Origin of the sequence: Phocaeicola salanitronis DSM 18170, from assembly GCF_000190575.1 — a bacterium.
Taxonomy (GTDB): Bacteria; Bacteroidota; Bacteroidia; order Bacteroidales; family Bacteroidaceae; genus Phocaeicola; species Phocaeicola salanitronis.
Map to the genome: position 1 here is coordinate 658,237 of NC_015164.1, position 23,993 is coordinate 682,229.

General features: G+C 44.6%; 27 protein-coding genes. 10 read left to right on the forward strand and 17 right to left on the reverse strand.

Annotation, left to right across the window (positions count from 1 at the left end; translation table 11 throughout):
- Positions 1–64: 64 nt before the first annotated feature.
- The 9 genes from proS to BACSA_RS20060 form a co-directional block, all read right to left on the reverse strand.
- Entirely contained in the window at positions 65–1,555 is a 1,491-nt protein-coding gene (proS, locus tag BACSA_RS03100; RefSeq protein ID WP_013616664.1) for a proline--tRNA ligase, read from the reverse strand.
- A gap of 112 nt (positions 1,556–1,667) precedes the next feature.
- Positions 1,668–2,819, reverse strand: coding sequence for a DUF6057 family protein (locus BACSA_RS03105; protein ID WP_013616665.1), 1,152 nt, complete (start codon positions 2,817–2,819; stop codon positions 1,668–1,670).
- A 99-nt stretch (positions 2,820–2,918) separates the two neighbouring features.
- On the reverse strand, positions 2,919–4,928 hold the full coding sequence (locus BACSA_RS03110; RefSeq protein ID WP_013616666.1) for an alpha amylase C-terminal domain-containing protein: 2,010 nt from the start codon (positions 4,926–4,928) through the stop codon (positions 2,919–2,921).
- Positions 4,929–4,944: 16 nt separating this feature from the next.
- Positions 4,945–5,388: a YhcH/YjgK/YiaL family protein gene (locus BACSA_RS03115; protein ID WP_013616667.1), complete on the reverse strand. Its 444-nt coding sequence runs from the start codon at positions 5,386–5,388 to the stop codon at positions 4,945–4,947.
- A 32-nt stretch (positions 5,389–5,420) separates the two neighbouring features.
- A complete protein-coding gene (locus BACSA_RS03120) occupies positions 5,421–6,086 on the reverse strand; it encodes a DUF2461 domain-containing protein (protein WP_013616668.1) in 666 nt (221 codons plus the stop codon).
- Positions 6,087–6,139: 53 nt separating this feature from the next.
- Complete coding sequence (locus tag BACSA_RS03125) at positions 6,140–6,946, reverse strand: inositol monophosphatase family protein (protein WP_013616669.1); 807 nt, start codon at positions 6,944–6,946, stop codon at positions 6,140–6,142.
- Position 6,947: 1 nt separating this feature from the next.
- Complete coding sequence (locus tag BACSA_RS03130; protein ID WP_013616670.1) at positions 6,948–8,069, reverse strand: MORN repeat-containing protein; 1,122 nt, start codon at positions 8,067–8,069, stop codon at positions 6,948–6,950.
- Between the two features lie 66 nt (positions 8,070–8,135).
- A complete protein-coding gene (locus BACSA_RS03135) occupies positions 8,136–9,425 on the reverse strand; it encodes a M16 family metallopeptidase (protein WP_013616671.1) in 1,290 nt (429 codons plus the stop codon).
- Entirely contained in the window at positions 9,425–9,595 is a 171-nt protein-coding gene (locus tag BACSA_RS20060; RefSeq protein ID WP_013616672.1) for a hypothetical protein, read from the reverse strand. Before BACSA_RS20060 ends, BACSA_RS03135 begins: the two co-directional genes overlap by 1 nt.
- A 74-nt stretch (positions 9,596–9,669) precedes the next feature.
- On the opposite strand from BACSA_RS20060, the gene BACSA_RS03145 reads away from it, so the two are divergent.
- Positions 9,670–10,050 (forward strand): 2-amino-4-hydroxy-6-hydroxymethyldihydropteridine diphosphokinase, encoded by a 381-nt coding sequence (locus BACSA_RS03145; RefSeq protein ID WP_013616673.1) that lies wholly within the window; start codon positions 9,670–9,672, stop codon positions 10,048–10,050.
- Positions 10,051–10,185: 135 nt separating this feature from the next.
- On the opposite strand, the gene BACSA_RS03150 is transcribed toward BACSA_RS03145, so the two are convergent.
- Positions 10,186–10,977 carry a DUF4738 domain-containing protein gene (locus tag BACSA_RS03150; protein ID WP_041583859.1) on the reverse strand — a complete coding sequence of 264 codons (792 nt, stop codon included), beginning with the start codon at positions 10,975–10,977 and terminating at the stop codon, positions 10,186–10,188.
- A gap of 82 nt (positions 10,978–11,059) precedes the next feature.
- Here BACSA_RS03150 and BACSA_RS03155 point away from each other — a divergent pair, with 82 nt between their 5' ends.
- Together BACSA_RS03155 and BACSA_RS03160 are read left to right on the forward strand one after the other, a co-directional pair.
- Complete coding sequence (locus tag BACSA_RS03155; RefSeq protein WP_013616675.1) at positions 11,060–12,187, forward strand: HU domain-containing protein; 1,128 nt, start codon at positions 11,060–11,062, stop codon at positions 12,185–12,187.
- Between the two features lie 16 nt (positions 12,188–12,203).
- Entirely contained in the window at positions 12,204–12,737 is a 534-nt protein-coding gene (locus tag BACSA_RS03160; protein WP_013616676.1) for an FHA domain-containing protein, read from the forward strand.
- 83 nt (positions 12,738–12,820) lie between these two features.
- Here the strand turns inward: BACSA_RS03160 and BACSA_RS03165 are convergent, their stop codons facing one another.
- Positions 12,821–13,318, reverse strand: a complete 498-nt coding sequence (locus BACSA_RS03165) for a thioredoxin family protein (RefSeq protein WP_013616677.1) — start codon at positions 13,316–13,318, stop codon at positions 12,821–12,823.
- 291 nt (positions 13,319–13,609) lie between these two features.
- Between BACSA_RS03165 and BACSA_RS03170 the strand changes: the two genes are divergently transcribed.
- The 4 genes from BACSA_RS03170 to BACSA_RS03185 all read left to right on the forward strand — a co-directional run bounded on the left by BACSA_RS03170 (position 13,610) and on the right by BACSA_RS03185 (position 17,689).
- Positions 13,610–14,614, forward strand: a complete 1,005-nt coding sequence (locus BACSA_RS03170) for an energy transducer TonB (protein WP_013616678.1) — start codon at positions 13,610–13,612, stop codon at positions 14,612–14,614.
- A gap of 18 nt (positions 14,615–14,632) precedes the next feature.
- Entirely contained in the window at positions 14,633–14,968 is a 336-nt protein-coding gene (locus tag BACSA_RS03175) for an energy transducer TonB (protein ID WP_013616679.1), read from the forward strand.
- Between the two features lie 208 nt (positions 14,969–15,176).
- Positions 15,177–16,412 (forward strand): phosphoserine phosphatase SerB, encoded by a 1,236-nt coding sequence (gene serB / locus BACSA_RS03180; RefSeq protein WP_013616680.1) that lies wholly within the window; start codon positions 15,177–15,179, stop codon positions 16,410–16,412.
- 20 nt (positions 16,413–16,432) lie between these two features.
- On the forward strand, positions 16,433–17,689 hold the full coding sequence (locus tag BACSA_RS03185; protein ID WP_013616681.1) for a DEAD/DEAH box helicase: 1,257 nt from the start codon (positions 16,433–16,435) through the stop codon (positions 17,687–17,689).
- A gap of 96 nt (positions 17,690–17,785) precedes the next feature.
- Here the strand turns inward: BACSA_RS03185 and BACSA_RS03190 are convergent, their stop codons facing one another.
- Positions 17,786–18,280, reverse strand: a complete 495-nt coding sequence (locus BACSA_RS03190) for an AraC family transcriptional regulator (protein ID WP_041583860.1) — start codon at positions 18,278–18,280, stop codon at positions 17,786–17,788.
- Between BACSA_RS03190 and BACSA_RS03195 the strand changes: the two genes are divergently transcribed.
- From BACSA_RS03195 to BACSA_RS03205, 3 genes are read left to right on the forward strand one after another with little or no spacing between them, the layout of a single operon-like run.
- Positions 18,281–18,655 carry a hypothetical protein gene (locus tag BACSA_RS03195; RefSeq protein ID WP_041583861.1) on the forward strand — a complete coding sequence of 125 codons (375 nt, stop codon included), beginning with the start codon at positions 18,281–18,283 and terminating at the stop codon, positions 18,653–18,655.
- Between the two features lie 12 nt (positions 18,656–18,667).
- Entirely contained in the window at positions 18,668–19,213 is a 546-nt protein-coding gene (locus BACSA_RS03200; RefSeq protein ID WP_013616683.1) for a helix-turn-helix domain-containing protein, read from the forward strand.
- Positions 19,210–19,422 carry a winged helix-turn-helix domain-containing protein gene (locus tag BACSA_RS03205; RefSeq protein ID WP_013616684.1) on the forward strand — a complete coding sequence of 71 codons (213 nt, stop codon included), beginning with the start codon at positions 19,210–19,212 and terminating at the stop codon, positions 19,420–19,422. The genes BACSA_RS03200 and BACSA_RS03205 overlap by 4 nt, the downstream gene beginning before the upstream one ends.
- Before the next feature lie 110 nt (positions 19,423–19,532).
- On the opposite strand, the gene dapA is transcribed toward BACSA_RS03205, so the two are convergent.
- The 5 genes from dapA to BACSA_RS03230 form a co-directional block, all read right to left on the reverse strand.
- Positions 19,533–20,426 carry a 4-hydroxy-tetrahydrodipicolinate synthase gene (gene dapA / locus BACSA_RS03210; RefSeq protein ID WP_013616685.1) on the reverse strand — a complete coding sequence of 298 codons (894 nt, stop codon included), beginning with the start codon at positions 20,424–20,426 and terminating at the stop codon, positions 19,533–19,535.
- A 69-nt stretch (positions 20,427–20,495) separates the two neighbouring features.
- Positions 20,496–20,726 (reverse strand): hypothetical protein, encoded by a 231-nt coding sequence (locus tag BACSA_RS20065; RefSeq protein WP_041583862.1) that lies wholly within the window; start codon positions 20,724–20,726, stop codon positions 20,496–20,498.
- 79 nt (positions 20,727–20,805) lie between these two features.
- Positions 20,806–22,809, reverse strand: a complete 2,004-nt coding sequence (gene ligA, locus BACSA_RS03220) for an NAD-dependent DNA ligase LigA (RefSeq protein ID WP_013616686.1) — start codon at positions 22,807–22,809, stop codon at positions 20,806–20,808.
- A gap of 126 nt (positions 22,810–22,935) precedes the next feature.
- Complete coding sequence (locus tag BACSA_RS03225; RefSeq protein WP_013616687.1) at positions 22,936–23,562, reverse strand: lysine exporter LysO family protein; 627 nt, start codon at positions 23,560–23,562, stop codon at positions 22,936–22,938.
- Positions 23,559–23,840, reverse strand: coding sequence for a LysO family transporter (locus BACSA_RS03230; RefSeq protein ID WP_013616688.1), 282 nt, complete (start codon positions 23,838–23,840; stop codon positions 23,559–23,561). The genes BACSA_RS03225 and BACSA_RS03230 overlap by 4 nt, the downstream gene beginning before the upstream one ends.
- Positions 23,841–23,993 lie beyond the last annotated feature (153 nt).

The window sequence follows — 23,993 nt, forward strand, 5'->3', positions numbered from 1 at the left end:
AACAAATTACCCCCAAAAGTTTAATCTAACTTTTGGGGGTATTATAATAAAACTTCCTTTTGCTTTAATAGGCTCGTGCAAACAATACACGGCGTGCAGAAGGCTTGCCTGTTACCATATCCACTCCTGGAGTCAAGCTTTCCTCATCAGCTTCAAACGGAATGCAACGGATAGTCGCCTTTGTTTCTTCTTTGATTCGCTCCTCTGTTTCGGTTGTACCGTCCCAATGCGCAAGGATGAATCCGCCTTTTTCGATTTGCTCCTTGAATTGGTCGTAGGAATCTACCTTTGTGATGTGCTCATTGCGATACTTCAACGCTTTTTGGTAAATATTCGCTTGAATTTCTTCTAAGAGATTTTTTACATATTCTTCAATGCCATCACACGAACGGGTTTCTTTTTCCAGCGTATCGCGTCGCATCAATTCGATGGTGTTGTTTTCAAGATCCCTGCCTCCCATTGCAAGACGTACAGGCACGCCTTTAAGCTCATAATCAGCGAATTTGAATCCCGGACGCTTGTTGTCTGCGTTATCATATTTCACGGTAACGCCCATGGCACGCAACTTGTTTACAATACCTTCCACTTTGGCATCAATCAGCTTCAACTGCTCATCATTCTTATAAATAGGAACGATAACTACCTGAATCGGAGCCAAATGCGGCGGGAGCACCAAACCGTTATCATCTGAGTGGGTCATAATCAATGCCCCCATCAAACGGGTAGACACCCCCCACGAAGTAGCCCATACGTAATCCAACTTGTTGTTCTTATCAACAAACTGAACATTGAACGCTTTAGCAAAGTTCTGTCCTAAGAAGTGTGACGTGCCACACTGCAAAGCTTTCCCGTCTTGCATCAAACCTTCAATGGTATAAGTATCCAATGCTCCAGCAAAACGCTCGTTGGCACTTTTTACTCCTTTAATGACTGGCACCGCCATATATTTTTCAGCAAAATCGCCATATACATGAAGCATCTTTTGCGCTTCAGCTTCGGCTTCCTCACGTGTTGCGTGTGCCGTGTGTCCTTCTTGCCACAAGAATTCAGCCGTACGTAAGAAAAGACGGGTACGCATTTCCCAACGCACCACATTTGCCCATTGGTTGCACAAGATAGGCAGATCGCGGTATGAGTTAATCCAGTTCTTATAAGTGCTCCAAATGATGGTTTCCGAAGTAGGACGGATAATCAGTTCCTCTTCCAATTTAGCGGCAGGGTCAACGATGACTCCTGAGCCGTCTTCAGCATTTTTTAAGCGATAATGAGTGACTACGGCACATTCTTTGGCGAAACCTTCTACATGTTCCGCTTCACGGCTGAGGTATGATTTCGGAATCAGTAACGGAAAGTACGCATTGACATGTCCGGTTTCCTTGAACATCGTGTCCAACTGGTGTTGCATCTTTTCCCAAATCGCATATCCGTAAGGTTTGATTACCATACAGCCACGCACTGGTGATTGTTCTGCCAAATCGGCTTTTACAACCAAATCATTGTACCACTGCGAATAATTTTCGCTTCTTTTGGTCAGTTCTTTAAGTTCTTTTGCCATAAGTTTATCTATTATTTGTTTCTTGCTTCATAAGGCCATTCCCTTTTGCAGGGAATTCGGCTTGCAAAATTAGTAAAAAAGACACTGAATGCCTACGAAGCAAGGCTGTTTTTTATTCCTGATAGTTGAAATACCACCAATAGGTATCACCAAACTCTCTTCGCATTCCGTTTCGTTCTGTAATAAATGAAGTAAAGCCAGTTTTCCGCTTATGGTATTCATCATATCGTTTAATCAAAACACTGTCTTTTATAATGAAAGGGTAATCCGGATGAGACGACCGATACATCAGGATGGCTTCTTTATAATAGCGTGGCAAGGTATCTTCCGCATCGTAAAAGTCTACCAAGGCTTCTCCGAATTTATCTATTTGTTTTTCAAGCAATAACGAAGACAAATAATAATCAAGTGCAGTATATTTACCTATGCCTTTGTAACAAATATTACGCAAGAATTCCATCCGGTCTTCTCCTTTATATGGCTGTGCTCCGAGCAAATAATAAATAGAATCGTTGGTATAACGCAATGTTTGTGTAGAATCGTTTGCGAAGAAGAGTCCGTCTGAGCGGTAATATTGCGGATAAGCGAAAAGCTTTTCTCCCAGTAACCCGGCATGAGACATAGCCATGGAGCGAAGTACGGTTAAGGTCCGTGTAGCTTTTAGGGACTTCTTTCCAACTTCCAAAACCTCTGAATACTGATGTTCACGCAGGTAACGTTCAGCTTCCAATTCATGGTGAAAGTCACGTTCGGTATTTCCTATCAGAACAGTCATCAGGCTGAATAAAACGATTGTTAACAAGCCATTATTCATCTGTGATACAGAACCTGCTTCTTTATTTGATTGATTCTTGAAAAATCGCCCCACTCCATAACCTAATAGGATGTAAACCAATAATAATACAGGCAAGAGCCATCCCCAACAAGTATGATGATTGTAGATGTAAACATCTCTCCCAACATTAGTCAACACACCTAAAATCAGAAACGACGGAAAATAAGAAAGTGCGCGAAGGTTTCCTTTTAGCCTTAACAAACTATTGACTCCCCAGCGCAATAGGATTAAACTAAGGGTTATGATTAATGCACTTGCTAACGGAGCAAAATGAGTTTTGCCATGCGCCAACGAAAAATGTAACGCTTCTAAAATGTCCCGTTGGAAAACATATAAATAGACGAAGCTGAAAATAGCAAAAAGAAAGCCGCACACAACGGTTTGTATGCGAGCGGCCTTCTTATAAGCAGTATGGATATATTCACTCATTTTAGTTGACTGGATTTTTGGTTGACTAGGCTTTAGGAAATATCGATTAAGTTTGTAATAGATATTGTTAATCTGTTCCTAAGGCCTAGCATCTAGGAACTATTTCTGACGTTTCAATACTACAGCCGAACGTGCCGGGATGTAAAGTTTAAGCCATTCTTTCTTATCTTTTGCATACAACGGGTCGGCACAAGTAAAATGAGGTATCGAATCGTCTGAAAATCCGAATCCGCCAAACGCTTTATTATCAGTATTCAACACAACATGATATTCCCCACGTGGAACTAAAAATCCGTAGTCGGTAAACGAACGTGTCGGGTTAAAGTTAAATACAAACACTAAATCCTTCCGGCGGTATGCCAATACTTGGTCGCCATCGTTGTGCCAAACTTCTATTACATCGGTTTTTTGAATATTCTTGACACTTTCTATCAAATGAACCATAGCGGAATCGAAATCTCCTAAGTATTGATAACACAAAGAAGGATCGTCTACCAAATGCCATTGACGGCGAGCATACTTGTACGACCAGCCGTTACCTTCGCGCGGAAAATCAATCCATTCGGGATGTCCGAATTCATTTCCCATAAAGTTCAGATAGCCTCCATTGATGGTAGAAGCGGTCAGCAAGCGAATCATCTTATGCAAAGCTATGCCTCGTTCTGCGACACCATTCTCATCACCTTTACGGAAATGCCAATACATATCCGCATCGATCAAACGGAAAATAATCGTCTTGTCTCCTACCAATGCCTGGTCATGGCTTTCACAATACGAAATAGTCTTTTCGTCTTTTCTCCGATTGGTCACTTCCCAGAACATACTGGACGGTTTCCAGTCTTCATCCTTGCGTTCCTTGATTATCTTAATCCAATAATCCGGAATATTCATAGCCATACGGTAATCGAAACCATATCCTCCGTCATCAAAAGGAGCAGCCAATCCTGGCATACCTGACACTTCTTCAGCTATTGTTATGGCACGCGGATTGACCTGATGAATCAGTTTATTAGCCAAGGTCAAATAACAAATGGCATTGTCGTCTTGATGCCCATTGAAATAGTCTTCATAGCTGCAGAAAGCCTCGCCTAACCCATGACTGTAATAAAGCATTGAAGTGACTCCGTCAAAACGGAAACCGTCAAAATGGAACTCCTCCAACCAGTACTTGCAGTTCGAAAGCAAGAAATGGAGCACTTCATTTTTTCCGTAATCGAAACAAAGAGAATCCCATGCCGGATGTTCACGGCGGTCACCTTGATAGAAATACTGGCAAGGGTCTCCTGCAAAGTTGCCCAATCCCTCCACTTCATTTTTTACGGCATGTGAATGCACAATATCCATGATAACGGCAAGTCCCATTTGATGTGCTGTATCAATAAGCTGTTTCAATTCATCGGGTGTGCCAAATCGTGAAGAAGGAGCAAAAAAGCTGGATACGTGATAGCCGAAACTTCCATAATACGGATGTTCCTGAATAGCCATAATCTGAATGCAATTATAACCGTCTTTTACTACACGCGGCAAGATGTTTTCACGGAATTCATTATAGGTACCGACTTTTTCTGCATCTTGAGCCATGCCGATATGGCATTCATAAATCATCAAGGGACTTACATTCGGTGTAAATACTTTTTTCTTAAATTTATACGGTTTGCTTGGATTCCAGACTTGTGCGCTGAATATCTTGGTATTGTCATCCTGAACTACACGGGTAGCCCATGCCGGAATACGTTCTCCGCATCCGCCTTCCCAATACACCTTTAATTTGTACAGGTCGCCATGCTTCATGGCTTTCTCCGGAAGATTGATTTCCCAATTCCCGCTATTTTTTACTTTTTTCAGCTTAAACTTAGGTGATTCTGTCCAGTCATTAAAATCACCAATTAAATAAATTGCAGTTGCATTGGGCGCCCATTCACGGAATGTCCATCCTTTGTCCGTATGATGCAAACCGAAATAAAGATGTCCGGTCGCAAAGTCCGACAACGTTTTCTTTCCTGCCAGTTCTTTTTCCTTATCTATCGCATGTTGGTGCCTGCCGGTAATCGCGTCTTGATATGGAGCCAACCACGGGTCATTCTTAATGATATTCAATACTTCATCCATAGTATCAGCTTATTAATTATTTAACTCGTACTTTTACTATCAATTTCTTTATTTCATCAGGAGTCACACCGGGAGCGTGTCCGTCTTGAGGGAAAAAGAGGGCAAACATGCCGGGCTTTATTGTTAGGTAATCTTGAGCTAAGCCTTTATAGAAGGTTCTGTCTTTCGCTGTATCATATTCTTCTTCGGGCAAATCAGTACGCGGAGTATATCCCATTAATTCCACTCCCGACAAAGGAATCTGGATGTCAATGAAATCATTGTGAGTCTCCAACTTTGCTTCTTCTTTCGTTTTCGGTTTTGCCAAAGTAAAGTTTACGGTCAGCTCATTTTCTTTCAATGTCATTTTCCCTAATTCGTGTGCATTCAAATCGGTTGTTTTGAAGAAAGCCGCTACATCGGCAAACAAAGGGTTCAGCGATGCGTATTTCTCAAAATTTTCCAGTGTATCGACAACCATAATCGTATAAATTAAAAGGTTTATAATTAAGTTTATTCAAAATCATCTATTGTAAAGTTCGTAAAATCGGCAAAACGTTTCAATTGCTTGAACACGTCTGCAATCTTATCCACAAAATCCGGCTTGTTGAAAAAAGCATCCGGTATCCGGCAAGACACGGTATAATCTTTGCATTGGAGATATTGGGGATAAGGGAAGTCTTTAGGAAATCCTTTCGGCATTGTTTTCAAATGCTCCTCTCCCACTATCGGGAAATATTTTTTGAAAGCCGGATCTTCCACTATGGAACGATATTCGTCTATGTTGTCACAGATTGATTGGCGGACAGCCCTTAACATATCCGAAGGCATGCACCAGCTTCCGCCCGCCAGCATACAATTGTCCGGTTCCAAATGAATGTAATAACCACAATGGTTTGATTTTTTCCCTTTCGCATTGATATATCCGCCTATGTGGGATTTATAAGGGGATTTGTCCGAAGAAAAACGGACATCACGATAAATTCGGTACGTGCAATCTTTAGGCTGTACATGAGACACGCTTTCATCAAACACAGAGATGCGTGCTATTACGACAGCCAATAACTCTTCAAAGCTTTGCTGTACGTGCTGATATTCCGTTTTATGTTCCAGAAACCATTGGCGGTCATTGTTAGCTGCCAATTGCTTCAAGAAGTCCAATATGCCCGGTATATTCATGTCTTTCCTTTTTAGTGACACAAACATACAAAAATATTTGGAGAAAAATAAATTTAATCAGAAGTATTTTGCAACTTGTCAATAATATTCATCAGATCGGCATGAAGCTTGCCATTTGATGCCAATACTTGAATCCCGGAACAGAAAGAGTCTCCACCTTTGAAATCAGATACTTTTCCTCCTGCATTTTCCAGAATAAGCGTTCCGGCAGCAATATCCCATGGTCCTAAGAATGCTTCGATACGGGCATCGAAGCGGCCTGCTGCAATATAACATAATTCGGCTGCAGCAGCCCCTATCAGACGTAGTCCGCCTACATTGCCATATAACCTGTTTACCAAATGAACAGCCATCGGCTTATACGCTTCCGCATTATATGGGAAACCCAATTCGATAAAAGCGTCATCCAGTGCCGATACTGGAGAAACATGTATGGGAACCTCATTCAAATAAGAGGCCGAGCCTTTATATGTCCAAAAACATTCGTCACGGGTGATTTCGTATACGACGCCTATCAGCAACTCGGCTTTGTCTCTTAATGCGATGCTTACACAATATGGTGCATTGTTATGGATGAAATTAGTCGTTCCGTCTAACGGATCCACGACCCAGCAATATTCCGCATGCTCATTGTGTGCGATACTGCCTTCTTCTGTAATGAAGCCCGCTTCCGGAAGCAGGTCTTTCAGGCGTGCGACAATTCGTTTTTCCGATTCTTTATCGACATACGATACATAATCGTGCGCATGTTTTTTTTCTACAGCATTTCTGTTAAACTTCTTTTGTTCATCACGGATAAATGCCCCTGCCTCTTTTGCGGTTTCGCATACCTGCCTGGCCAACAACGATAAATTCAGCATATTATTTCTTCTCCTCCAACAATCTTCCGTTACGGAATGTCCCTTGACGGGTTATCTTCCCATTCGCGTCCATTTCGATAAAGGCGCCGTCTTTTTTCCCCTGCTTGAAAAATCCCTCAAAGCGTGAGCCGTCTTTATTTACAATGACTCCTTTGCCGTTTTCCTTTCCTCCGGCAAATTTACCGGTATATACCGAGCCGTCTTGCATACGCAATACGCCGTCTCCTTCAGCAACATTGTTTTTCCATTCACCTTCGTACTCATCACCGTTGCCCCACTTATAGTGCCCGTGCCCCGAACGTTGGTTATTTTTCCATTCGCCTTCGTATACAGCTCCGTTTTGCCATGTAAATATACCGTTTCCTTCTTGTTTGCCGTTTTTAAATTGACCTACATATTTGTCACCGTTCGGATATGTATAGATGCCTTCACCGGTACGCTCACCGTCGGCATAGTCTCCTTCGTACTGTTCTCCGTTCTGGAAGTAATAAGTGCCTTTGCCATGCTGCACGTCGTGCACCCAGTCGCCTACATATTTATCTCCATTGGTATAATAGAAAGTGCCTTTTCCGTCACGCTCGCCGTTTTTCCATTCGCCTTCATATTTCGAATTGTCTTCCCAAATCATGACGCCTGTCCCGTTTTTCAAGTCATCTTTCCATTCGCCTTCATATCGCGCACCTCCGTTCCATGTATAGATTCCCTTTCCGTTCCGCTTGTCCTGATGCCACAAGCCGACGTATTTATCGCCGTTATAATAATACATTGTACCTTCGCCTTCTTGGAAGTCCTGATACCACATGCCTTCATAGCGGTTATTATTCATGAAATAATAAGTGCCTTTGCCGTGCTGCTGGTCTTCGTACCATTCACCCACATATTTTTCGCCATCAGCGAACATGTATGTGCCTTGTCCTTGGCGTTTCCCTTTTACATACTCACCTTCGTATGTATCACCGTTTTTAAATACCGTTTTTCCTTTTCCGTTCGGACGGCGCCCTTTCAGTTCGCCCGTATATTCCGCTCCGTCCTTAAATTTATAATAGCCTAATGACATCTGGGCAGAAGCAGACAAACTTCCCCACCCGATAAATGCCCATAGCAATAATGTGTATCTGTTCATTCTTTTCTATGCTGTTTTTTTGAGACGTTCAAAATTAGTTTTTTTACTTCAGCTGCTGTAATTTCATTACACTTTTTTACCTGCGACTACAGATATTAAGTTTTCTTTACAGAAATGTCTTTGTGCCAATGTCAAAATCTCTTCGGAACAAACCTCTCTGATAGCTTTCAGGGAGCGCTCAAAGAAATCATTTCCCAGTCCGGCCGTTTCAATGAAAATCCATGCGTCCGATAAAGAGAAAGCGCTTTCATACGAACGGCACATGTCTCCCAACATATAGTTGCGCACCATTTCAAGTTCTTTTTCGGATACTTTCTCCGAACGCAAGATATCCATTTCTTTTTCTATTTCAGTGATGATAGGCTGGATGTATTCATTGGCAGCCTCGGTGCTGATTCCCAATATACCAATCTTAGGATAGTTCACCAATCCTGCGCTTATCCCATACGTATAGCCTTTTTCTTCACGGATATTCGACATTAACCTGCTTCCGAAATATCCCCCGAATAAAGTGACCAACACACGGAACTTCAAATAGTCCGGGTGTTGTTGGGAAAGCGAAAAGCCTCCCATTTTCAACGCGCTTTGCAATGCGTCTTCTTTTTCTACAAAAATATAATTGTTCTTCTCTTGCTGGGGTATATAGTCCGTAAAAGATGCTTTCACAGAGGTATCTCCCCAGTCGGATTCACCCCAATGCCGCTCGATACAGCGTATAATCTCCGGCGTGATTTTCCCCGATACATAAACCGAGCTGTTGCCGGAATGGTAATAAGTCCGGTAATATTTTTGCAATGCTTCGCGGTTGATACGGTCATAATCTTCCAGTTCTGCATATTTCCCCAACGGATGATGAATGCCGAAGAGGGCACGGTTTAGCCTTTTGCGTGCCATCACATCTACACGGCGTGCATTCACCTGAAACTGCTGCTTGTTCACATTCAAGATAACCGCCAGTTCTTTTTCAGGGAAAACCGGTTCTTTCACCATGGAAGCGACAATTTCTATTGTTTTAGAAAAATGCTTGCTTAATGAATACAAAGTGATAAAACCATAATTGACCGATGAAGACAAATCAAGCCACGCGCCATAATAATCCAGTTTCTCGGCTATCTGGGCAGAAGTCAGACTAGAAGTCCCTTCCCGTAGCATACGGTTGGTAAACATGGCTTGTAAGGGCTGGGTTTGGTTCCATTGCCCTCCTTTTATTAATAGGTCAAAACGGACTACATCTTCTTGACCGACCTGAATAATGTTCAACGGAACTCCGTTTCGCATCACACGACGTTCCGGTTCCGCTATCGAAAAATGTTCTATCTGACGAATTTCAGGAGCTGTTGTTCTATCTAAAGCCATTATCGTACTGCAAATTTTATTCCGATTACATTCATTGTTAACTCCTCCGGCTTGCACACTTGCCCGTACATTCGCAGAATGGCCTTTCCCTTTTCCGGCAAAGCAAATGTTCTGTCAAAAGAACAAGGAAATGCGTCATATTTTGCAGGAATCTTTCCGATAAATTTCATGGTATTCATTTTTTTGATTAGTAGCGTGCAAATTTACAAAAAAAATCTATTTTTGCATCCAAAACTTCATCAATATGAAAAATATGCATCGATGCATTCTTTGCATCGGGTCGAATTATCGGGCGGAAACTTTTATGGAACTGGCAGAAATGCTGCTCAACCGGCGTTTCCCTTCCATCCGGTGGGGAAAGATGATAAAGACTTTACCCGAAGGGACAACATGTCCTGACCCTTACTTCAATCGTGCCGCCTCATTCGATACGGCATGGGATGCCGATGCTTTGCGGAATTATTTTAAAAGCATTGAAAAAGCCTGCGGGCGTACATTGCTGAGTAAGCAGATGGGCATCATCCCTCTTGACATTGACTTGCTGATGATGGACAATACGGTGCTTAAGCCGGAAGACATGCAAAAAATGTATGTACGTCAAGCGTTGCAAGGGTTTGAAACATAACTGCATCACCTGCACGATTACTAATCGTACAGCATGACGATTACTAATTGTACAGGCGTACGATTACTAATCGTACACACAACGCAGCTATATTAAATGAATAAGACTACTTAATACAGGATTCCGGCAAACCGCTTATTCTTTTAACTTAAACGTCAGTGTACCCTTCTCATCAATAAGCAAATTCACATAATAGCATGACAAATCATCAGGCATACTGACCGTTGCCTGATAATGATAGCCCTCTGAATCAACTCCCGTAAATTTCATATCTGACAAAACCGACATTTTCAAGAAATCAGCAGGTACCGTACCTTCGAAAATCTCTTTGCCGATGTCTTTTGCGTACAGGCGCTGTTTGCCTTGAAATACACAGATATGAATAATGTTGTCATAATAAACATTGTCTACAATCATCCCTTCTTCGGTTATTGTAGGGCGGAATACTTTTTTGGTTGAAGGGTTGATATAGGCATATCCATGATAACGCTTCCCTTGAAAATAAAAAACAGAATCCTTTTCTATAACCTTCTTTTCAGGCTCCGTTACGGTTTGATAGCCAAACGGAATCGTATCGTTGTCTGATTTGTGCAAAGAGACCAAATCGCCTAAAGAGGTGTAGAACTGGAATACGTGTTCTTCGATTTTGATAATCCGGTAAGCGACTGGCTCCAAGCCTTTGGCCAACAATGAATCACCCGAAATGCTAAAACAGAACGGCATATTGATTTGGCTTGCAAGAAAAATACTATCTCCCTTAATTTTCAACATTGGCAATTCCGTATTGTCATCTATCCAAATGCCTTGCAAATGTTGCATAATCATTTGGTTCCTTTCCTCCTCAGCCTTTTCTTCTTTTTTTTCAACACTTCCCGTACAGGCTGCAATCAAAGGCATAAAAAGCATGAAAAATAATACTTTTCTCATTTTTTATTAATTTCTTGCTGCAAAAGTATAACAAATTAGCCAAGTATCGTCATATAACAGAAAAAAAAACTATATTTGCAGTATGATTGAATTAGCCAGACATATCGAAGTATTGCTTTTGGAGAACGATTGTGTAATCGTTCCCGGCTTGGGTGGGTTCATAGCTCACTACTGCTCTTCTAAATATAATAAGGAGACACATGAATTTTGTCCGCCGGTGCGTTCCATAGGGTTCAACCCAAAACTGGTAATGAACGACGGATTATTGGTCCAATCATACATGCAGGCATATAATACGGACTTTCCTGATGCTACCCGCAAAATAAAGGTTGTGGTAGAAGCATTGAAAGAAAAATTATATCAAGAAGGTCATGTGTGCTTGAATCAGGTAGGGACACTTTATTATAATATAAACGGTGTGTACGAGTTTGAGCCGGCCGAGAATGGATTCTTTACTCCATCGCTTTACGGATTGGCGGCTTTTACGGTTCAAAAATTGCCATTCAAGCCTACGATGGCAATCGAACCGTTGCGTCAGAAACCGGCAATGCGGTTGCCACGACACAAGCAGGCCTATTCTTATCAACGTTGGGCTCGAAATGCCGTGGCCGTAGCTGCTACCATTCTATTGTTCTTCTTGTTCTCCGTTCCGGTAAAGAACACTTATGTCGATGAAGCCAATTATGCGTCATTAGGTTCTTCCGGATTATTTGATGCAATCCGTAATCAGTCGGCTGCTTCTTGTATACTTTCTCCTGTTTCACAAGCTGCCGGCGGGAAAGAAGAACAGCCGCAAGCTCAAAAAAAGCAAGTAAAGAATAATGTAAATACGCTGAAACCGGTTGCCGTAAAAACCGAAAAGGTAGAAGCGCTTTCTAAAGCCGGACAAACGGCACGTCAGGCAAAAAAAGAAGCAAACGTTTCCAAGGTCTCTTCTCAAAAAGAAACGGTAAAAACTTCTCCGGCAGTTCCGAAAAACGGTAAGGCGAGCCATGTCATTGTAGCGAGTCTTACAAATTCCGCCGATGCCGAAAGTGTAGTGGAAAGCTTGAAAAAGAAAGGCTATACAGAAGCGCAAACGGTTGTTTCGCAGGGACGATACCGGGTTTCGTTGTACCACTATACTGATAAAGCGGAGGCTTACAAAAAAGTACAGGAATTAAAGAAGCAAGAAGATTTCGCTTCGGCATGGGTTTTTACTTCTAAATAAAATCAAGCAAACGAATATGAAGAGAGTAAGATGTCCGAAATGTGACCATTACATCCAATTTGACGAGACGAAATATCAGGAAGGCCAGTCTTTGGTTTTTGTTTGTGACCAGTGCAAGAAGCAGTTTTCCATTCGGATTGGAAAATCCAAGCTGAACGCAGGAAGCCGGAAAGAAGAAGTCATAGATGAAAAAGAAGGGACACAAGATTGGGGAAATGTAGTAGCAATCGAGAATGTGTTCGGCTATAAGCAGGTATTGCCCTTGCATGAAGGCGATAATCTAATCGGACGGCGCTCGAAAGGTACAGAAGTTGACATTCCGATAGAGACCAACGATCCGAGTATGGACCGCCGTCATTGCATTCTGAATGTGAAACGCGATAAACAAGGCAAAGTCATATATACGTTGCGCGACAATGACAGTATCACCGGCACTTTTGTGATGAATGACTTGTTAGGTCCTAAAGACCGAATCCGATTGGAAGATGGCAGCATTTTCACCTTGGGGGCCACGACCTTGATTCTTCGGGCAGCAGAAGAAAAAGAATAAAGAAAGCCCGCACACCGAACATCAGTTCAATTGTGCGGGCTTCTTGTTTGCTTTTTGTTGTATTCAAGTCAAAAGAATCTTCTTTACTTTTTCAGGTAAGAAGCCAATTCGGCGGGAGTCACGTTTTTCGCCACAATCACCCCTTTGCTGTCCACCAGATAATTGGTGAAACCCTGCTTGAGGTCAAACGCGCGAAATGCCTCCGAATCGGAACCGTTCGTTTCCACAAAGCAGCGGACATCCTCTAGTCCATCCTGCTCTACCGTTGCATGGAATACCGATGCATAGCGGTCGAAGGAAACAGAGAGCATTTCCACTTGGCCCGTCTCGCCGGCCAAATGCGCCAATGCGGCATTATTTTGCCTGGACACCGCATCGTAACTTGCCCAGAAGCTCAACAACGTATACCCTTCACGGGCGGAGTGCAGGTCGAGCGGCTGCACGGTGTCGCAAAGAACCAACGCAGGAATCTTGTCACCTTCCTGCAACTTCTCTGCATGAACATTCTCTTTACTGAACGCAAGAGAAATCAAAGAACTGAATACTAATACAACAAAAAACCATTTTACATTTTTAGTCATGTAATTTGATTTTAGTTAATACTATCCGGGACTGTCGTTCTACAGTGATTTCTTCCCGGAACATCGTTGGATAGAAAGCGTAACATTTGTGCCACTACTTCCCATTTCGTTTTGAAATCGCTGCAAAGATAGGCATTTTAGGCTTTCATTGTATCTAAAAATAAGAAAAATTATGTTTTTCAGCATAAAATCCATCTCTCTTATGCTTGGTATTATCGTTTCTTTTTCGCATATTTAGGGCATGATTCCAATCGGGTTTTACAATCATTCATAAAAATAAGGATACGGATTATGAAACGTTTTCTTTTCCTGTTAGGCTTACTCTTGAATGCCGTGTGGCTGCCGGCACAAGACACTTACCGTTATTTGGAACTGGTAAACGATACGGCCAAGAGACAAGAGATAAGACAATTTCTTACACGTACGCTTTCACTCCATACACAGGTTTGCTACCTGCATTACGCTGCATGGGGAGATTATTTCCGGATGTGGGGATTGCAGGAAAATGGGCATCGGAAGCAAGCCACACTTTATGCGATAAAGGGAAATGGCTTTTCTGCTCCCGATTCCACCTTCTGTAAACACAAGGTTGCGGTCTCCCTCTCTGTATGCCAAGCCGTGCAACGTCTTTTCAAGAAGGCTATCCGGCTGGCGGAAGATACAGATTTCAACACAATGGGACTGGATGGCTACACGTGTTATTTTGCGATACCCGATTCTGCGGACGCATTTCATCTGACACAAATATGGACACCTTTAACAGACAGTTCCTTTTGCCGGAAGCTGGTCGATTGGAGTGATTCTGTATTCCAACGTATCATGCATCACGAAACAGACTGGGAACAGACAGAGCATACAGCCAACCGGTTATGGGAAGAAATACAGAATGACCCGCTCCCCGAAGACCGTTTTCCTGCCTGGCACGGTATCTGGGCAAGAGGCTTGCTGACTCCCCGCGAAACGTTGGGCGATACGGCTCGTTTTGCCGGATATCCCACGATAGAAGCCTATTGTTACGATAACATGATTTATCCGGAAGAAATGCTGAAGCAAGGCAAGGGAGGCTATGCATTCTGCCAGCTTGACTTGGACACCTTGGGAATTGCCACAAACATCCTGACGATACAAAGCAGCCATGAGTCTTTTGCGGAGGAGGTGACACGTCTGCTCAGGCAAATGCCGCATGCTCTTCCGGCACTTGACAAACAAGGAAAGCCTGTCTCCTGCACGTATGGCATTTATGTGCAGTTCCGCCCTTATCGTTACCTGCGCCGTCTGAAAGAAAAACAGGAATGAGAAGCCTGTGCCGACTCGATGTTTGTCGGCTATGATTCGTCTGCCAGTTTTCCGGGAGGCATGTATAAGCTGCAACAATATTTCAAGCAGAACCTGATTGAAGTTTATGGACAGGGCAATGCTTCAGGGGTACGAGGTGTTTACCGTTTCAAGATTACGGATTATGGTTATCCGGAAGAGGTAAAGGTGCTTCGTCCCGGACCTTTCCCCGACTTTGACGAACAGGTGTTGCGCTTCATCCGGGAAATGCCCCGCTGGACTCCTGCCGTAGACTGGCATGCCTCTCCTTATATATTTAGGGACTGTGTTTGTACACTTCCGGTTCAGCTTCCATCCCGTCAGGTAAAGAAATGAACTTATACTCGTCAGTCAATGCACTTATGTCCATCAGCCGGCGCACCTATGTGCACAAGCCAACGGACATAAGTGCATCTTAAAACGGCAAATGCCCACAAATTACCCACAAATTTGATGTACTTGCCTAGTTTTCCAATCCGAAATCCGGTTCCGTATCAAAATAATCATGTATATTTGCAAAGAATAACAGTTTGAATAAATAAGCATGGACAGTACGAACACAGAACTCATCTTAATACGCATCAGCGGACTGGACCGTCCGGGACTGACGGCTTCCATTACCGAAATACTTTCGCGTTACGAAGTGGATATCATGGATATCGGACAGGCAGATATCCATAGTACGCTATCGCTGGGCATTCTTTTCAAATGCCGTGAAACAGATTCAGGCAACGTGATGAAGGACTTGCTGTTCAAGGCCTCCGAGCTGGGCATTAACATCCGTTTTTATCCCATTTCGACGGAGGAATACGAGGAATGGGTCAACATGCAAGGCAAGAACCGCTACATCCTGACTTTGTTGGGGCGTAAGCTGACCGCCCAGCAGATAGCTGGAGCCACGGAAATCCTTGCCGCACAGGGATTGAACATCGATGCCATCCGACGGTTGACGGGCCGTATTCCCTTAGATGAGCAAAAAGCGCGGGTACGTGCCTGTATTGAGTTTTCCGTACGAGGGACTCCCCATGACACCGATGAACTGCAAAGCCAGCTGATGAAGCTGAGCAACCGGCTGGAGATGGACTTCTCCTTCCAAAAGGATACGATGTACCGCCGGATGCGCCGTCTGATATGTTTCGATATGGACTCTACACTCATCAAAACCGAAGTGATAGACGAACTGGCGGAACGTGCAGGCGTAGGCGAACAGGTACGTGCCATTACCGAACGGGCGATGCGTGGCGAAATTGATTTCCGCGAAAGCTTTACAGAGCGCGTGGCACTTCTCAAAGGGTTGGATGAACGCGTAATGAGGGATATTGCCGAACACCTGCCCATCACCGAAGGAGTAGAACGCTTGATGTACGTGTTGAAGAAATACGGTTATAAAATTGCGATTCTTTCCGGCGGATTCACATACTTCGGCAATTATCTGAAAGAGAAGTTCGGAATTGATTACATGTATGCCAATAATCTGGAGATTGTCGACGGGAAGCTTACCGGACGTTATGTAGGTGACATTGTAGACGGAAAGCGGAAAGCAGAACTGCTGCAGTTGATTGCTCAGGTAGAGAATGTGGATATTGCACAAACCATTGCCGTAGGTGACGGAGCCAACGACCTGCCGATGTTGTCGGTAGCAGGTTTGGGGATTGCTTTCCATGCCAAACCCAAAGTAAAAGCGAATGCACGTCAGTCTATCAATACCATCGGGCTGGACGGTGTGCTTTATTTCTTGGGCTTCAAAGATTCGTATTTGGACGAACGTGCCAACAGTTGAATATAATAGAAACGATATATATGAAGTTTACTGAACTGAATTTGGAAGAGAGTGTCTTGGATGCACTCGATGCGATGAACTTTAAAGAATGTACTCCGGTGCAGGAACAGACCATCCCTGTCATTTTAGAGGGTAGAGACCTGATAGGCGTGGCGCAAACGGGTACAGGCAAAACCGCAGCTTATTTGTTGCCCGTCATCAACCAGCTGAGCAAGGGAGGATATCCTGCCGATGCCATCAATTGTGTGATTATGGCACCCACCCGTGAACTGGCACAGCAAATCGACCAGCAGATGGAAGGCTTTTCTTATTTTATGCCTGTCTCCAGTGTAGCCATCTATGGAGGAAATGACGGGATACGGTTCGAACAGGAGAAGAAAGGATTGACACTGGGAGCAGATGTCGTGATTGCTACTCCGGGACGTCTCATCAGTCATTTGAGTCTGGGGTACGTCGATTTGTCGAAAGTCTCCTTTTTTATACTTGACGAAGCCGACCGGATGTTGGATATGGGTTTTTCGGATGACATTATGCAGATTGTGAAATACCTGCCCAAGGAAAGACAGACAATCATGTTCTCCGCCACGATGCCAGCCAAGATACAACAACTGGCACAAAGCATCCTGCATGACCCTGCGGAAGTAAAACTTGCGGTATCAAAACCTGCCGACAAAATCATTCAGGCGGCATACATTTGCTACGAAGCGCAAAAGTTAGGCATCATCGAAAGCCTGTTCAGGCAGCAGGAACCGGAACGGGTCATCATTTTTGCGTCTTCAAAGCTGAAAGTAAAAGAGGTAACCAAGGCATTGAAGCGACTCAAGTTGAATGTGGGCGAGATGCACTCCGACCTTGAGCAGAGCCAGCGTGACGAGATTATGCACGAGTTCCGTAACGGGCGCATCAACATGCTGGTAGCTACCGATATTGTGGCACGAGGCATTGACATCGATGATATCCGTTTGGTTATTAATTACGATGTGCCTCATGACAGCGAAGACTATGTGCACCGTATCGGACGTACGGCACGCGCCAACAATGACGGATGTGCCATTACGTTTGTCAGTGAAAATGAACAAACCCGCTTCAAGCAGATAGAGGATTTTTTAGGGAAAGAGATTTATAAGCTGCCTGTCCCAGCCGAATTGGGCGAAGCTCCTGTTTATGCCCCGCACACCAGCAGCCGGAACAAACCCGGGAACAAGGGAAAAGGAGGTTGGAAAAAACGTTCGTTCAACAACCGGCGGCCTCAGAAGAAAGGCGGAAGCAAGCAATAGCAATCATAGAAACTGTTTTGAATTTCTCCAATTTTCTCATCTTGATGTTTCCGTTTTCGTGTATGCTTTTTCAAAACAGTTTCTTAAAGGGACGTATCATGACTCGGAGAGCTTTTTTCGATATTCTTTGGGAGAAGCCCCGCATAGTTTCTTGAAATAGCGGCCAAAAGTAGATTGGTCGGGAAAGTTCAGCTTTTCTGCCACTTCTTTCACGCTTAGGCGGGTAGAGACCAAATAATGCTGAGCGTGAATGAGGGTGATGGTTTCTATCCACCGGATGGCGATACGTCCCGATTTTGCCCTGACTACGGACGAAAGATAGTTGGGCGACAGATTCTGTTCGTCTGCATAAAACATGACCGAGCGTTTCTTGTCGCAGTGTCGGTGTACCGACATAAGAAAGGTATTGAATATCTGCTCTTCTCTACCTTGCCGCGATTCTTCCACGGGAGAACTGTCAAAATAGATTTCCATCAACTCGAACAGGAAAGCCTGTATCAAATTTTGTACTGCCAGCCGTAACAGTTTTCCCGACCGGAAAGCAGTGGCTTGCAACATCTTTTCGTGGCGTAAGTCCAATACTTCCAACATTTGTTCGAGGTTTGCCACCTGGCTCTTCCTGATGGTAGCGGTGCGCAATGTGGTGGCTCCTGCATCGGTACTTCGGTTTACGCCAACTGGTTGCAGGAGAGGCAGCAGTATTACATCACTCGTTTCGCGCAGGATGTCCGTCTGGACAATCCGCAGTCTTCGGCTCCGTTTGTCCAAGCGGCTTACCTCGGGCAGCGGCAAGGAAAAGACAGTTTCGAGGCTTCCCGCTGGGCTTCTACCCTGATAAAAGGGCAGGTTTCCTTGCAAGCCACTTTGGTAGCGATGAAAGACATCACCGGCTCTACCATCTGGATTTGCATGGGCAGCATATTATTCGTCCTATGTGTACCCTATTGTAAACAAGAAAAAACTTAAAATCAGAAAACTATGGAATATAAACAATCAGAAAAACAGGCGGTTCTTGATGCTATAAAGAACTGCAGCAGTAGTCTGTCTTTCGATAATCTGAAAGCAACTACCGGATTAGGTTTCATGGAATTGTCCACACTCATCGGACTGTTGGTAAAAGAGAACCGGATTTTGGTGCGTTTCAATCATGCAAAGGATAAAAGCTATCTCTATAAGTCAAGCGGTGAAGCCTTGTATGCCCGGTTTAAAGACCTGTTGTTTCTGCACCGGGGTAAAGAGCGCAAGGTCGCATTTTATGCTTCCGAATTGTGTATTTCTCCTAAATACCTGACAGCTGTAGTGAAAGAATGCAGTGGTAAGACTCCAACAGAATGGATTAATGAAACGGCTATCTGGGAAATCGAGTACATGCTTTGTCATACTCAGTCTTCTATTAAGGAAATTGTCAATGAACTGAAATTTCCTAATCTTTCTTTTTTCGGGAAATATTTCAAGGCGCACAAAGGCATGTCGCCCAAATATTACCGGACGGCATATCTCAACACTCAACTTTCAAGCTTATGAATAACTGTCAGATTGGAGAAAATGCAGGCATCGTATGGCGTGTGTTACACGACCGCAGACATTCGTGGGAAGAACTGGTGAAAATCACGGAATTGCATCCGTTGGAATTGGCTTCTGCCATCGGCTGGTTAGCAAGAGAAGATAAGATTCGCTTTTTGCCGGAACGGGGTATTATGTACTTTGAGGTATATCATGAATGCTATTATTGAACGGAGACCTTAACACATCAGGTCATGACAGCCGACACAGCCTGACGTGTAAGCCTGTACGTGCGGTCGTATGAGCCAACGCGACCGCACGTTTTTTCATCCGTGCCTTGTCAGCATTTCACTTGCAGTTCGTTCAGGATGCGGCGCATTTCTTCGAAGGTAGTGATGCGCGTGGGAACCAGCGGAAGGCGCAGGCGGTTCTTAATCATTCCCATCATGCTGAGCATTGCCTTTACGCCTGCCGGATTACCGTCAACGAATAGCAACTTGAACAGTTCGGTGAACTGGTGATGGATTGCCAGTGCACTGGGATAATCGCCAGCCAATGCCAAACGTGTCATACGGCTGAATTCACGCGGGAAAGCATTTCCGATAACCGAAATAACCCCTACAGCCCCCAGGGTGATGAGTGGGAACGTGATGCCGTCATCGCCCGAAATGACATCAAAATTGGCAGGCTTGTTCTTGATGATGTCATCCATTTGCGTGATGTTTCCCGAAGCTTCCTTGATTGCCACGATATTCTCGAAGTCACGTGCCAGACGTAAGGTAGTCTCGGCAGTCATGTTCACGCCTGTACGTCCCGGCACGTTGTAGAGTACTACCGGCAGCTTGGTAGCCTGCGCAATAGCCTTGTAGTGCTGGTAAATGCCTTCCTGCGAAGGTTTATTGTAATAGGGAACGGCAACCAGTACGGCGTCCACCCCTGTCATATCATCGTTCTTCAGCGTGTCGACCACCGTCTGCGTGCAGTTGCTGCTTACACCCAGCAAAATGGGTACCCGTCCGTTTGCCCGTTCGATGACGGTCTGTTTTATCTTTTTCTTTTCATCGGCTGTCAATGTCGGTGTTTCAGCAGTGGTGCCCAGCACGCACAAGAAGTCTGTCCCATTTTGTATCTGGAATTCCACCAGTCTGACGAGTGCGTCGTAATCCACACTTCCGTCTTCATTGAAAGGAGTGACCAATGCCACTCCCATTCCTCTCAACTTTCTTCGTATCATAAATCAAAATATAAACGCGGTAATAGTTTCGCAAAAGTACGAATATTTTCTTATTGAATGGCAATCTTATCACTTTTTTACTTTTAGAGCCTGTTTAAATTTTCCAATAAGGTAATATTTTATCAGGTTCTTAGAAGCTGTTTTGAATTTCTCCAAAAAGTTTTTCTTGGCTTGATGTATCCTTTTTCGTGTGTGCTTTGGGCGATTTTTTGGTCCTTTTCGCTCCTGTTCTTCGTCAGATAGCCCGCTATCTTCCTCATCACAGAAGCGAAAATGCCTCAAAAACTCATCCCAAATCATCGCACGATAAATTCAAAACAGCTTCTTAAAATAATAAGCGAATTTCCCTTTCTGCCTGTAAGGACGGAAAGGCTGCCCCTCACTGTTCGCCTACCATCGCCAGGAACTCGTCTTCGCCCATGACAGGGATGTTCAGCGCACGGGCTTTTTCCAGCTTGCTGGGTCCCATGTTTTCGCCGGCAAGGATGAAACTGGTCTTTTTCGAGATACTGCCCACGTTCTTCCCTCCGTGTTTCTCTATCATCTCCTTATATTCATCGCGCGAATGACGGGCGAATACGCCGCTAATGACAATCGACTTTCCCTGTAGCTTATCGGTATGCCCTGCAAGGTCTTCTTCATCGGCTTCCAGCTTCAGCCCAGCCGTACGCAAGCGTTCGATAAGGTTGCGGTTTTTCTCGTCGGCAAAATAACGCAGTATGCTGCCAGCTATCTTCTCGCCGATTTCGTCCACGTGAATCAGGTCGTCAAGCGTAGCTGTAGCCAATGCCTCGATGGAACGAAAAGCACGTGCCACTTTCTTTGCCACTGTTTCGCCTACAAAGCGGATGCCTAATGCAAAAAGCACCCTTTCGTAAGGCACTTCCCGTGAACGGGCAATACCCTGAATGATGTTCTCTGCCGACTTTTCGCCCATGCGTTCTAGCCGTACGAGGTCTTCTGCCTTCAGCGTGTAGAGGTCTGCTACATCGTGTATCAGTCCTTCCTGGTAGAATTGGTCGACGGTTTCAGGTCCCAAGCCTTCGATGTTCATCGCACGGCGGCTGATAAAATGCTCGATCTTCCCTTTTATCTGCGGCGGACAGGAACTTTCGTTGGTGCAGTAATAGGCGGCCTCGTCTTCGTAACGCACCAACGGGCTTCCACATTCGGGACAATGGGTGATGAAGGTTACTTTCTCGCTTCCTTCGGGACGGGATGCCACGTCTACACCTGTTATTTTCGGAATGATTTCGCCTCCCTTTTCTACATAGACGTTATCGCCAATATGCAAATCAAGTGAGGCAATGATGTCGGCGTTGTGCAACGAAGCGCGTTTGACTACCGTTCCTGCCAATTGCACGGGTTCCAAATTAGCGACAGGCGTTACGGCTCCCGTGCGCCCTACCTGATAAGTGACTTTCAGCAATCGGGTCAAAGCACGTTCTGCCTGAAACTTGTAGGCGATAGCCCAACGCGGCGATTTGGCTGTATAGCCCAAATTGCGTTGCTGGCGCAAAGAATTTACCTTTAACACAATGCCATCGGTAGCCACGGGCAGATTCTTCCGTTCTACATCCCAATAATTGATGAAGTCGAATATCTCCTGCAGGGTCTTCACCTTGCGTGTCACGTGCGAAACCTTGAAGCCCCATCGGGCAGCCTCTTGCAGGTTTTCATAGTGTCCGTCGTGAGGCAGGTTTTCGCCCAACATATAATAAAGGTAAGAGTCAAGCTTGCGGGCTGCTACTTCGGCAGAGTTCTGCAACTTCAGCGTGCCCGAAGCCGCATTTCTCGGATTGGCAAACAAAGGCTCTTCACGTAGTTCGCGTTCGCGGTTCAGTTCCTCGAACACCTTCCAGGGCATCAGCACTTCGCCGCGCATTTCGAATTGGCGGGGATAGCCGTCGCCGTGCAGCACCAGCGGAATAGCCCGAATGGTCTTCACATTATCGGTCACGTCATCGCCTCGCACACCGTCTCCACGTGTCACGGCACGTACCAGCTTGCCGTTTTCATAAGTCAACGAAATGGAAGTACCATCGTATTTCAGTTCGCAGCAGATTTCAAAATCTTCGTTCAGTGCTTTAGCGATGCGTTCGTAAAACTCCGTCACTTCGGCTTGCGAATAAGTATTCCCTAACGAAAGCATCGGATAACGGTGCTCTACCTGGACAAAGTTTTTATTGATGTCGCTGCCCACCCGCACCGAGGGCGAATTGGGGTCGTAATGCTCCGGATGACGGGCTTCGAGGTCTTGCAGTTCGCGCATCAGGTGGTCGAACTCCTGGTCGGAGATGACGGGCGCATTCTCTACATAATATTTATAGTTGTGAAGGTGCAATTCTTCACGCAACTGGTCGATTCTTTCTATTTCTGTCATAATAGTTACGGATGATGTTTCACGCAAAAGTAGAAAAAATCTGCGGAAATAGAGCACAAGATAGCACAGAAAGGCACAGATAAATGCAGATTTCAAGAATGCATCGGCTATGAAAACCCTTACCTGCTACACGCAGAACAACGAAATCAGGATAGGAACACTAATCTCGAGAATGATGCCATGAATGACAGCTACAGGCAACAGCCCCTTGTCGCCTGTAACTTTAAGAATAATCGGCAGGCAAACATCCATCGAATTAATACCTGCAACGGAAATAGGTGCAAAACGTCCTCCCTTGCCGTTGAAGAAGGATGTACCGAACAAGGAAACCATTTCACGCACAACATTGGCAATTAGTGCAACGGCGGCAATCTGGGTTGCAGTTTCTTGTCCTGCAACAGCTCCTTTCATCTTTGAAATTAGGACAGAGGAGAGCGAATAATAACCGAAACCACTGCCTGTAGCAAGGATGTCGCTCATCTGCCAGTCATGGAACAGAATTCCCGCAAGAGCTGTGAATAAAAGTGTACCAATAATGGTAAAGAAAGGAAGCAACAGCATCTGCCAGCGGAACGAATGAAACAACAGACGCAAGTCACCTTTAGAGCCAATGCCGATACCTACCTGCAACACCAGCAGGGATAACAGCCAAGTAGGAAGAGAAGGATGAGACAGCCAGTCCATATCTAAACCAGTCCATCCTAAACCAATGCCGCAGAGCAAGCTGAGCAAAAGCAATGCGTTCTCTTTCATTCCGCACCTCCTTTTCCCTCTTTCCAAATACGTTGGAACAAGCGGGCTGCCACGAGGCTTCCCGCTACACCCAGCAAGGCGATGACTACAGCTCGTCCACCCAATTGCATAATGTTTTCCAACAACGCTTTATTCGAACCAATAGAAACGCCGAAAACAAATAGCAATGCGAATATAGTATATCGGGAACCGTGTTCCACCTTTTGCACAAAGCGGACTTTGCGCAACAAATGCCCTGCTCCTATGCTAAGGAGCAGTAATAATAAAATGATGTACATATTGAAATATTAACTTAAAGAATTAGACAAAAAGGGAATTAAGACTCTAAGCTAATATCGTTAGATGAATCCGCTGAACCAATGGACATGCACGCCCCGGCAGACTTGCAACCCTGCCCGTCTGCGGCTTAAATTCATGTATGTCACTCTTCT